Origin of the sequence: Gramella sp. MAR_2010_147 (assembly GCF_900105135.1) — a bacterium.
Classification (GTDB): Bacteria; Bacteroidota; Bacteroidia; order Flavobacteriales; family Flavobacteriaceae; genus Christiangramia.
The window spans coordinates 2972556-2985102 of the sequence record NZ_LT629741.1 but is presented as its reverse complement, the minus strand read 5'-3'; the positions used below and the strand labels follow the sequence as shown (position 1 = coordinate 2985102).

The window sequence follows — 12547 nt, the reverse complement described above, 5'->3', positions numbered from 1 at the left end:
ATTTTTTTTTAATTAAATCTTGAAATTAAACCCAATAGTGAAAGTTTTCGCAGTTGGATAAGCGGTCTGTGCAATTCCTATTCTTAGATCGCCAGTTCCTCCCCGGGTATTCACATCTGGATCCAATCCTGGGAAATCTGTAGAGGTAAGAAGATTTTGTCCGCTTACATATACTTCCATCGAACTCACCCCCCAATTCAATCGATCTCCAGATAGAAAATATGCCAGCTTAACGTTTTTCAGGCGTAAATAAGAAGCGTCCTTTACAAAGCGGTCTGATATCCTTAACTGCGCACGATTAGAACTAGGAGCCGGATAAGCTGCATCGGTATTCTGAGGAGTCCAGTAATCGTTGTAAACATCTACGAGCTGATTACCCCCCGTACTAAAAGAATTAGCGATATATCCACCGGTAGCCCAGAAGAGTTCATTCCCTTGAGAACCTTCTATAAAAATGTTAAGACTTAAATTCTTATATCGCAAAGTATTATTGAGACTATATATATAATCAGGATAGGGATCGCCCAGAATCGTCTGATCTTCACTGTTAATTTGATCATCTCCATTCAGATCTTTATACTGAATTACTCCATTCTCGTCGTACCCGTCCTCAATATATCCATAAAACACTCCTAATGGCTCTCCTTCCCTGGCAAGGTTTATCGAAGAATTAAAAGGAATATCTAATGACCCTCCTAAAATATCCTGTCCAATGGTAATCACTTCGTTTTTATTAAATGAAACCATTGCATTAACATCCCAGGTAAAATCGCTTTTACCAAAAAGAGCTCCGGCACTAAATTCCATACCTGTGTTTTGTATCTCTCCAAGATTAGTGATTTGAGAAGTAAATCCTGTTGAACCTGGAAGTGGTATAATTGCCAATAGGTCTTTTGTGTTTTTCTTATAATAGTCTACAGTAAGTCTATACCTGTCATCAACAAAAGCTGCATCCAAACCTATACCTAACTGGGAAGTGGTTTCCCATTTAAGGTCTGGGTTAGGAGCAGAGACATTGGCAAAACCTATAACGTCCGAGTCGCCGAAAGTAGCCCGTTCTTCTGCAAGAGTATTTAATGATTGATAAGCTGCAATAGCAGTACTACCCGTCTCGCCATAACCCACTCGAAGTTTGAGATCTGAGAGGTCCTCAAAATCCTTTAAAAACTCCTCATTACTTATTCTCCATGCAAAGGCACCTGAAGAAAACACTCCCCATTTATTATTTTCACCAAACCTGGAAGACCCATCAGCTCTTACACTTGCAGTGAATAAATATTTATCATTTAAATCATAATTTATACGACCTAACCACGAAAGTAATTTCCAATCGGTAACATTGGAAGAATTGGGATTCGTATTTTCGGCACTTCCTAATGAATTATCTTCAAGTATATCCGTGGTGAAACCGCTTGCACTTGAACTATTAAATTTTCGACTATAGGTCTGTACAGTGAATCCAGCCACAGCTGATAGATTATCATTTTGACCAATAGCAGAATTATAAGATAAAATGTTTTCATTTAAATAAGAAATATCCCTGGTCATCCGAAAAGAAGCCAAACCTTCCGGTGTTCTATTTACAATGATAGAAGGCGAATAATAGTTTCGCTCCAAATACTCTTGCTCTACACCTCCTAGCACCTTAAATTTCAACCCCTTAAAGATATCTACTTCAACCGCCATATTAGTCAGAATTTTGGATGACGTCAATAATTCCTTTCTCTCTTTATACAATAGTGGATTACTTAATGCAGTAGGGCTAAAGGGATAAATACCCACATCGCTAAAATTTCCCTCTTCATCATAAACAGAAATAGTTGGCGGAGCCTGTAAGGCAGCTGACCAAATATTATTTCCGGCATTTCCATTATTTACGTCGGCATCGTTTATTTCGCTGCGTGTAGCCACAGCATTGGCGGTTAATCTTGTCCAGTCGTTTACTTTTTGATCTAAAGCAAGTCTAAGGGATCCCCTTTTTTGCCCCGTACCTTTGATAATTCCGTCCTGATCAAAATAATTGGCTGATGCCGAATAAGACGAACCATCAGTTCCACCTGAGAACGTAAGTGTATGATTCTGTATACCTGCGGCTCTAAAAATTTCATCTTGCCAATCCGTTTGTACATTAGACAGGTTATTAAGATCAAAAGGCTCAGGTGTACCACTGTTTTGAGCAGATATATTTGCCATCTCCGCAAATTGCTGAGAATTCATAAGATCATAAGTTTTCAGTACGTTCTGCACCCCATAATAACTCTGTATATCGATAACACCTTTTTCACCTCGTTGACCTCCTTTAGTGGTAATCATAATCACCCCATTTGCTCCACGGGAGCCATATATTGCAGTAGCAGAAGCATCTTTGAGAATATTGATAGTTTCAATATTTGCTGGATTTAAAAATTCTATACTTCCCGTAATAGGGAAACCGTCTACCACATATAAGGGATTATTATTTCCAAGATAAGAATTTCCCCCACGAATCTGAACTTGAACTCCTGAACCAGGTTGCCCAGAATTTTGAGAGACCCTTACACCCGCAGATCTTCCTTTTAAAGCCTGCTGAACATCTGTTGTCGGCAGAGCATTTATCTCCTCCGACCCAACAGTGGAAACAGCACCAGTTACATCTCTTCTATCAACGGAGCCGTATCCAACTACAACAACTTCATCAAGTCCGCTTTGGCTCTCCATTAAACTCAGATTAATAGTGGAAGAGTTACCTACCAGAACTTCTTTAGACTGAAATCCTAAAAAACTGAAAATTAATACTGATTCTTCACCTGATACAGTTATTGAATATTCTCCATCAAAGTCTGTTACGGCCCCATTTGAAGTTCCTTTTTCGATTATATTCACTCCTGGGAGTGGCATCCCATTTTGATCAGTGACAATACCCGTTAATTCCTTTTGGTCCTGTACCTTGATTAAACTGGAAGTACTCTCATACCCTTTAGGTTTCGCTATAGGCTTTAGAAGGACCTTCTCATCATAGATCTCATAGGTGGTCACACTTTCGTCAAAAAGCAAATCAAGGATTTTTTCTAAACGCTTCTTTTTCACATTAACACTGACAATTCGGTTAAGATCTACAGTATTAGTATTGAAAATAAACTTAAATTCTGTTTGAGCTTCAATTTCATCAATAATTCTCTCGAGCTTAACATTTTCGAGATCCATAGAAATAGGAGTCTTTTGAGAATACGAACTACCCGCTTGCACTGCAAACGTTATCGTAAAAAGAATAAGTGAAAGTTTCATTTTTAGGTCGTATTTGAATATCCACAAGTTCTGATTGGATTTCCATAATTTTTTCATAATTTTCAATTGATTTTAGTGATTACCCTATTAAATCACTTCTAATTGATCGGGGAATGTTGGAGCATTCTCCGATTTTTTTTAGAGGAAGTGATTACTTTTTCAGAATAGAAATGATATTACATAAGCTATGATTTTATTTAATATTGATTTCATTATTTATTATTCGATAATCTATACCATAGATCCTGTTAAAATATTCCAGTACCTGCTCTAGACTTTCACTTTCAACATCAATAGTTGCGTTGAATTTCTCCTTGGCCAGATCAGCATTGGTATTGTGAATTTTTACATTATAGTGACGCTCAAGTTTTTTAACAATATTTTGAAATGGAGCCTTTCTGAATACTACAAGTCCATCTGTCCACGACGTATAAATTGAAGTATTCACTTCCTTGGTTTGAATCTTATTTTCCGATTTCTTAAAAATTCCCTTCTGTCCAGGAGCCAGTAAGGTCCCTTCTTCTTCAGAATGGTCAGACTTAAGTAGGACAGACCCCCCAACCAGTACGACTTCTGTTGATATATCCTCCCTGTAATTAGCCACATTGAATTTTGTCCCTAATACCTGGATATTTAGCGAATTTGCAGCAACTACAAACGGATGTAACGAATCATGCGCAACATCAAAATACGCCTCTCCTTCTAAAAACACCTGTCTTTTTTTTCCGTCAATAAAATTTACTGGATATTTAAATTCGCTTCCAGCGTTAAGCATTATTTTAGTTCCATCGGAAAGTTTAATCTTGAGCTGCTTTCCGTAGGGAATTTTAAGAGTATTGTAGACCAGCTCTGTTGCAGATTTCTTTTTAGCGTAAATCAATTCTTCACCATTCTGCTTTCCTATTGTATTTCCATTATTATCGGTAAGTATTATGCTTCCATCATTCTGAAGCACTTCAACTTCCCCATTTTCCCGCTCTAGTATAATCATTTCCTCCCCTGACACAATCTCAGCACTTTCTTGAGATATAAAAATCTGATCTCCGTAGTAATAAAATAGGCCAACCATAACAATCAAAACTGCAGCATATTTAAAAATAGCATTACGTCTTCTTTGTACTCGGAATTTCTGCTTTTCATTTCTTATCTCCTTAAGTAAGCTCTCTTTCATTTTGGTTATATCCTGGTTATTCATCCCTAAATTAATTGCGAAATGGGTTTTCAAATAATCTTTAAATTTTTCCAGGTGTAATGGGTCTTTTATCCATTCGTTTAAAACATCAAGATCATTTCTACTAGCAGCTCCATTGAGATATCTAAGAATTGATTTTTCTATTTTATTGTTTTTCATAAGAGAGAATATCTTCTATAAGTATTACAGAGTCAATTAACAATACCCTAACATTTTATTCTTTTTTTTTATATATTCGGATTTTTCATTGATAAACATTAAGGAATATGAAAGTTAATTATGACTTTAAAGACAATGCTATTCTTATAGAATATCTAAAGAAGGGAGAAGAAAAAGCCTATGTCTTTCTACTTGAAAAGTTTCATAGAAGATTATTTGCGTATGCCCTCACTTTTGTAGATGAAAAAGCGCTAGCCCAGGATATTGTACAAAGTGTATTTCTCAAGACCTGGCAGTATCGCAAAAAGCTAAACCCTGAATATTCTATCCAAAGCTTTTTATACAAGGCAGTATATAATGAGTTTATTAATACTTATCGTAAAGATAAAGCTACAATGATGTTGGAAAAGAAATACTACGAAGCAATGTATACAGTTGTGGAAGAGATGGACGAAAGGAATTTATCTGAAATCATTGAAGCGGTAACGCGGGAAATTGAATTATTGCCTAAAAGATGTAGACAAGTATTTACTTTGAGCAAACAGGAGGGCCTTACAAATAAGGAAATTTCCGAATACTTAAACATCTCAGTGAAAACAGTCGAGGCGCTTATCACCAAAAGTTTCAAAATACTACGTAAGAAACTAGATAATAAATATGAAAGTATTTTGTTCTTTCTATTCTCAAATCAAACTCAATTCCTAACTAAATCCTAGTAGCTTCTCAATAAAATCACGTCAACATGCTTCGAACCCGTAAAATCATGAAAAAAAAAGTTAATCTTAAGATGATTTTGAGATGCGTGTTTTATTTTTGAACCATTCCCGTAGTCTCGATCAAGATTTTTGTGTTCATTGGCAATCGCTAATTGCTCAAGGCATACCAAATCTATGCTGAATTTCTCCTTTGTTAAATGCTTATATCCTACCGAAAAATTTTATTCAAATAAGTTTCTTTTATGAATATCATATGCATAAAATGAAATCATGTACTAGAGAATCATACAAGAAAAGGGATTTTCAATTCAAAGTAAAAACATCATTCTTAGGGTGCTGCAGCTTAAAAATCATTACCAGGACCTTACTTAATTCTAACCGAAATTTTCATTAACCAATTAGAACTTATTATAGTAAAGGTCTTCAATTTTAATCATTAAAAGTTAAAATTTGTTAAAGCGAGACCAATCCGGTGACCAATTTTTTCAAGGCTATGTAAAGGCGTGTAAACTCTATATATTTTAAAAATTGGTCGTTCCCTCCGACTCCACTCTATAGCCCCGAATCACCAATGATATCGGGGCTTTTTATTTACAGGTGACAATTTAGGTGACAATTCGATAGTTCTTATTTTATGAGAATTATTCGATTTTCAAAATTTTTAAAAATCACCAGAGCCTGCATCTATACCGTAATCTTTTGGGATAAAATACTATATTCGTTTTGATATAACGTGTTGTGCAAAATTCTCAAAAGAGCATGAAGAAAATAATTTTTCTATTTCTTATTACTATTATTAGCAGTAGTTGTAATAACCATAAAAAAGAAAATCTTTCACTCAAAAATCAAATTGAAAAGGAGAAAAAGAAAGTTGATAGTTTACAAAAAATAATAGATACTCTACAGACTAAATTCATATTTGATAATTTGAAAATACTTCATATTCCAAATAAAAACCAACCAATAAAAGAAGGAAAAGAATTTAGTGGAAAAATCTATTTCGTGGCGTATAATAGAGAGGACCGTATCCTATTTTCAGATAAACTTGAATTTAAAAATCCAGATACAATTTCAAAAATTGACTATGGTGGATTTGAATATAAATCAGTTGGTAGAAAAGGTGAAAACAATTTTTATTTCAAAGCTCTGATTAATGACAGAATTTCTTTAAAATCTAGAACAGGTTCTTTTGATGGGATCTTAATGAGTTATAAGATTATTACAGAATGAGAACTTTGCACAACAACAATTCATCGCAAATAACGGGTATTGCCGAAAAAGTGTAATTTAGAAAACCAGGAAATAAAAGATTAATCCGACAAATACGAGTCCCTACTCCCGCTACTTGTCCATAACCGTAACCGTTGTAGCAAATTTTTGAAGAAAGTAATCTACATATCAATTATTCTAATTTTAAGTTTATTCTCTTGTAATCAAAGGGAGGAAAAGAATTGTTTCGAAAATGAAATTTATTATTATCCAGAAAGGGGAAAATTTAATGATAGAACTAATCTTTCAGATATATTTATTGAGGATATCGAAGATTATTCAGAACTACTAAAGGAAATTGATCGAATTGCTTGTAAAGATTCTATTCCTATAATAAATTATTCAACTAAAAAAGCAAAATTTAAGCTCTTTCCCTGGTATGAATGTTCAGAAAACAATATTGTAAGTTGTCCAACATTTCGGTCGCGAATATTCATTCAAAATGATACAATTCTCACCAATTATAAAATCAAACACTCTATAGATAGTTTAGGAATAATTCTAAAAAGACATCTTTTAAATAATGGTAAAGATTTCAATTATTCCGATTCACCAGATCGTGCTGGAATAGAAGTATATTTTGAAGGAAAGACTAAGTCGGATGAATTTGAAGATTTTTTAATTAATTTATCAGAAAAATTCAACCAACTAAATAAGGAAAATGTGGACACTTTATACTTGAAAATATATTTTAGAGATAGACCATTAAGAATGGTTCCAATGCCCCCACCGCCTCCTCCTAAACAAAATTAGAGAACAAAAACTTGCAACAACAATGGTTAATCGCAAATAGACGGCATCGAGAAAAAAGAAAAAAAATTAACCTGACCAACAAACCAATACTAAGCCGACAAATCAGCGTCCCTACTCCGCCAACTGGCGATAACCGGAACCGTTGGCTGTAATTAATTAGAGTGAGTGTAACTAAAGCAATTTTATTAGCCCTTCTACTAATAATAGTTTTTCTCCTTGTTCAGCTAGGAGTATTTGGCTTATTTAATTTATTCGATCAACCAATTTCATTATCAAATTCACATCTCAAAGGTGTAAGCAAAATCTTAGGTTTCTTAATTAGCTACTTCACTATCTTTCAAATATTCTGGAAAACAGAGATTCCGAGAAAAGCTGAGTTCAAATTAAATAATTATAAATTTTCAATTTTAAAATACTTAATAATCGTTTCAATAGGATTAGAACTAATTTATCAACCTCTATTTGACTTAGATAAATTAATAGAATTCTATGTGAATGGTTTTATAGATTTTCCGAAAACAAATCATTCAATTGATAAAACTGATTTAATTTATCAGATTTCAACTGTTATTTTTATAGCTCCAATTTTAGAAGAATTATTTTTCAGGAAATTTTTAATCTCAAAACTTCTAAAAAAATATAAAACATCAACTTCCTTATTAATTTCAAGTTTTTGCTTTGCCATTATTCATATAGAAACGCCTTATAATTTAATTCCTTCATTAATATTTGGCATACTGAGTGGTTTGATTTTTCTAAAAACTAGAAAAATTCTCTACTCGATTTTTTTTCATATTTTAATGAATAGCTATTATTTCATATTTCTAGTTAATGCTGAGAATTATAATAATTGGATCAATAGCTTAAATTTTAATTATGTCTACTGGAGTTTAATAATTTTAGGATTAATATTTACATTCGTGGGGATGAAGAAAATAACTATAGCCAACAACCTATATCGCAAATGGCGGGTTTAATAGAAAAGAACTAAATTAGTTCCCATAATAAACAAAACCGTTAAACCGACAAATTCGCATTCATAATTCCGCAACTTGCGGTGACCGTAACCGTTGTAGCTAATGGCTCAACATCACTCTGAACTCAATTATTTAATTCGATTATATGTATTTTTGCTATAAATAAATACAACACAATGTATGAATAAGTCAAAGTTCTCAAAGATTATTGCCGGTACCATGACATGGGGTGTTTGGGGGGAAAATTGCAACGGAAAGCAGATGATTGAATTGATGAATTGTTGTTTAGAAAATTATATCACTTCATTTGATCACGCTGATATATATGGTGATTATACAACGGAGAGTGCTTTTGGAGATGCTTTTAAAGAAAGTAAAATAGAGAGAAGCAAAATACAATTGATTTCTAAATGTGGAATTCAACTAGAGTCGGAAAAAAGAAAAAATTCAATAAAACATTACGATTATTCCACATCCTATATAATTAATTCGGTTGAACAAACATTAAGAAACTTAAGAACCGAGTATTTAGATTTACTTTTGTTACACCGCCCCAGTCCTTTAATGAAAGTAGATGAAATTGCAGAGGCGGTTGAAAAACTCAAAAGAGATGGGAAAATTTTAGATTTTGGAGTTTCAAATTTCACACCACAACAAACTGACTTAATTGAAACTAAAACCAAAATAAATTTTAACCAAATTGAGTTTTCCATAACTGATTATGAAGCTATGCTAAATGGAAGTTTAGATCATATGCAGATAAATACCATCACACCCATGTGCTGGTCTCCTTTAGGAACAGTCTTTAAAGAGGATAACGAGAAGTCACATCAGTTAAAAAAAATTGCTGCAAGTTATTCTTTAAAATACGATGTCCCAATTGATGTCATATTTCTAGCATGGATTTTAAAACATCCTTCGGGAATTTTACCTGTTTGTGGAACTACAAACCATTCAAGACTAACGGATTTAATGAAAGCGACCACAGTAAATATGGAATTGCAGGATTGGTTTGAACTTTGGTCAGTTAGTTCAGGTATTCCAGCACCATAATTTAAATATGAGATATCCTTCTATGAAAAACATAAAAGCTCATAATCGTTTAATCACCACTAGCTACAACATCTGTTAAGCGCAAATAGCTGGATTAGTCGAGAAAGTGTACTTAGATATCTATAAAAAAACAATAAAGCCGACAAGAACATGTTGCCTACTCCACGCAACTTGCGATAACCGGGAACGTTGGCAACAATAACTCAACACTATTCTTAAATCCTAATTTTTTGTTGTTAATTGAATAAAAAAGATAAAAGCGAAAAACAATTTAAGCTATATAATTATAGACAATGAAAATTTTAAGGATCTCTTTATTTATAACAATATTAATACTCATTTTTAGTTGTTCTTCAACAAATGAAAAACTAGTAATGACTGATAATAAAGGTGGTTATATATTTCACCTTTTAGATAATGATGAATACAATGAAAATGGGAAAGTAGAAGTTTTTGGTCAAGTTGTAGATATAGAAACAAAAAAACCTCTAAGTAATAGTGAATTGATTATTGGCTGTAAGAAAGTTATAACTTCTACTACAGGGAAGTATTCCATAATTATTGAAAAAGATCAATTATTCTACGTTCAAGTTTCTTCAATTGGATATAAGAAGGTAGAAACAGATTTTATAAAGTTTCAAAATCAAAACTCAATTAATTTAGATTTCTTCCTTGATGAGGATGATAAGCCTTTAATAAATTGTGAAGGCAATATTTAAGTAACTCGTTATTAATATCAAGTTACTTTTTAGCCATTCTAGATTTGATATAAGTTAATTCAAAAATTTAAAATAATTACAATTTTCGTTACGCTTGGCAACAACGGCTCATCGCAAATAGACGGTAGCGTTAGAAAGAAAATAATTAACTTGACCAACAAACTAACACTAAGCCGACAATTCCGTGCCCCTTACTGCGCCAACTGGAAATCACCGTAACCGTTGACACTAATATTTATGAAGAAAATAGTTTTAATAATACTAATCCTTTTTTCAGGAATTGAAGTTCTGGCTTGTAGTTGTGAAACTCCAAAAAAAGCGATAGAATTTTACTATTCTGACTATGTTTTAGAAGCCATAGCAATTGAAAAGTCGGTAAGGTTAGATTCTTCTAATTATGATGTTAGATTTAGAATTATCAAACAATACAAAGGCTTGAAAAAATCTAAATATGTGACATTTAATTTCAGATATCAAAAAGATGATGAAAGAGATTCATGTTACTGGGAAATCGATGAAAATCAAAAATGGTTAATTTACGCTCGTCGAAGAAATGGAGAATTGACGTTCAGTTATATGTGTTCAAACTCAAAACCTTTAAAAAAAACTCTAGATAATGAATATCAATTCTTCCTTAAAAATGGTAATAATTTCGACCCGTCAAAATATACATTTTCATCGCTTGATGATTCTTTTAAATTATCTAAACCTAAAAAAGATATAGATTCAATTATTTCAGATTTAATAAATAGTAAAAACTATACAACTAAAAGAGTTAATGTAATAATTGATATAGATGAGAATGGTGATTTAATTGCTGCTAATTTATGGTCTGAAAAATTTTCAGACAGACTTGGAGAAAAAATTACTGATAAAATGTATGGATTAAATAAGACTCCAAATATAAAATATAGGAATCCGGAAAATCAAGCAGAAACAGATTTACTAAATATCAATAGAAATTTAAAAAAGTGGGATAAAGTAAATATTCCGAATACAGAAACTTCAGTGAAATTTAGACAATATTTACAGTTTTATATTGAACAAGATACAAACAAATTGTATTACTAAATACTAGTGCCAACAACGGCTCATCGCAAATAGACGGTAGCGTTAGAAAGAAAATAATTAGACTTGACCAACAAACCAATTTTAAGCCGACAAATCCGCGTCCCCTACTCCTTCAACATGCGAACCGGAACCGTTGTGGCTAATTTTTTAAAAAGCATACTGATTATTAAAAAACTCAAAAATTTGGCAACTTCAAAATATTAGTACATTTAGAAGATTGAGAGGTAAAGAATGATTAAAAATAGAAAAGCTAAATGGATCGTAAGAGTACTATTACTCGTTGGAACGATAATCTCAATGTTTTTTGTACCATGGATTTTGGTAAAGGCTTGGATTTTGCCGTTACCTGATACAGTCCAAAAACAAGTAGATGAAGCAATTGGACATGGTTTTGACGGCATGATTATTTATGTGGATCAAGCAGGAAAACCACCTAAATATTACACGGGTGGTTGGAAAGATAGAGAAAATAAAATTCCAGCCGAACCAAATTCATTATTCAAAATTGCCAGTATTAGCAAATTATATACCGCTGTAGCAGTTACTAAATTGGTCAGAGAAAATCTTTTGTCTTTTAATAAATCACTCATTGATTATCTTCCAGAACTTAGTGATAGGATTGAAAATGCTGAGGAAATTACCTTGGAGATGATGATTCAACACCGTTCTGGTATTCCAAATTTCACAGATAATCCAACTTATTGGGAAAACGAACAGGTAAATAGCAAAAATGCTTTGGATTTTGCTCTAGACCTACCAGCCAGTTTTAAACCCAATGAAGGATATGAATATTCAAACACGAATTATTTATTGCTACGTAAAATCATGGATAAGGTTTTAGGATACAACCATAACGAATATATTAAGGAAAAAATATTGAATCCTCTCGAGCTTAAGAATACCTTTTTTTCGATTAGCCAAGTTGATTTAGACAATGTAATGAGCGGTTATTATGTAGGACATAATGAGGATTTTAAGGCCCGTGAATATGGAATGTTGGCTACAGCAGAAGACGTTGGTATTTTCTTACGAGCCTTAAACGATGGTTCAGTGTTTGACAAGGGAGAAAAGGAAATTTATCCATACGAATATAGTCACGGGGGTTTGGTTGTTGGTTATCAGAGCCTTGCAGAATACCATGAAGATATTGATGCTGTAGTTGTGCAATTTATTAACACTACGGATTTTGAGGGATATGAATGGAATTTATCGGAGATTGTATTTAACCGAATTGTGAAAATAATTCGCAAAAAAACTAGCCACAACAATGAACTAAGATAAAATCCAGATACTTTTAAGCTAATTCCAACATATAATCTTCTTGTAATAGATTCTTAGTTGAGAAATGTAAAATGCTTGACTGAGCTAATAGTC

General features: G+C 32.8%; 10 protein-coding genes. 8 read left to right on the top strand and 2 right to left on the bottom strand.

What is annotated here, in order from left to right:
- Positions 1–12 precede the first annotated feature (12 nt).
- Entirely contained in the window at positions 13–3264 is a 3252-nt protein-coding gene (locus BLT95_RS13515) for a TonB-dependent receptor (protein WP_157718067.1), read from the bottom strand.
- A gap of 193 nt (positions 3265–3457) precedes the next feature.
- Positions 3458–4615 carry a FecR domain-containing protein gene (locus tag BLT95_RS13510; RefSeq protein ID WP_089666674.1) on the bottom strand — a complete coding sequence of 386 codons (1158 nt, stop codon included), beginning with the start codon at positions 4613–4615 and terminating at the stop codon, positions 3458–3460.
- A gap of 107 nt (positions 4616–4722) precedes the next feature.
- Here BLT95_RS13510 and BLT95_RS13505 point away from each other — a divergent pair, with 107 nt between their 5' ends.
- The 8 genes from BLT95_RS13505 (at position 4723) to BLT95_RS13470 (ending at position 12454) form a co-directional block, all read left to right on the top strand.
- On the top strand, positions 4723–5331 hold the full coding sequence (locus BLT95_RS13505) for an RNA polymerase sigma-70 factor (RefSeq protein WP_089666673.1): 609 nt from the start codon (positions 4723–4725) through the stop codon (positions 5329–5331).
- Positions 5332–6090: 759 nt separating this feature from the next.
- Positions 6091–6561, top strand: a complete 471-nt coding sequence (locus tag BLT95_RS13500) for a hypothetical protein (RefSeq protein WP_089666672.1) — start codon at positions 6091–6093, stop codon at positions 6559–6561.
- A 147-nt stretch (positions 6562–6708) separates the two neighbouring features.
- Positions 6709–7353: a hypothetical protein gene (locus BLT95_RS13495; protein ID WP_089666671.1), complete on the top strand. Its 645-nt coding sequence runs from the start codon at positions 6709–6711 to the stop codon at positions 7351–7353.
- 161 nt (positions 7354–7514) lie between these two features.
- Entirely contained in the window at positions 7515–8330 is an 816-nt protein-coding gene (locus tag BLT95_RS13490) for a type II CAAX endopeptidase family protein (protein ID WP_157718066.1), read from the top strand.
- A 180-nt stretch (positions 8331–8510) separates the two neighbouring features.
- Positions 8511–9383, top strand: a complete 873-nt coding sequence (locus BLT95_RS13485) for an aldo/keto reductase (protein WP_089666669.1) — start codon at positions 8511–8513, stop codon at positions 9381–9383.
- A gap of 374 nt (positions 9384–9757) precedes the next feature.
- Positions 9758–10102, top strand: coding sequence for a carboxypeptidase-like regulatory domain-containing protein (locus tag BLT95_RS13480; protein ID WP_089666668.1), 345 nt, complete (start codon positions 9758–9760; stop codon positions 10100–10102).
- A gap of 237 nt (positions 10103–10339) precedes the next feature.
- Entirely contained in the window at positions 10340–11173 is an 834-nt protein-coding gene (locus BLT95_RS13475) for a hypothetical protein (protein ID WP_089666667.1), read from the top strand.
- A 231-nt stretch (positions 11174–11404) separates the two neighbouring features.
- Entirely contained in the window at positions 11405–12454 is a 1050-nt protein-coding gene (locus BLT95_RS13470; RefSeq protein WP_089666666.1) for a serine hydrolase domain-containing protein, read from the top strand.
- Positions 12455–12547 lie beyond the last annotated feature (93 nt).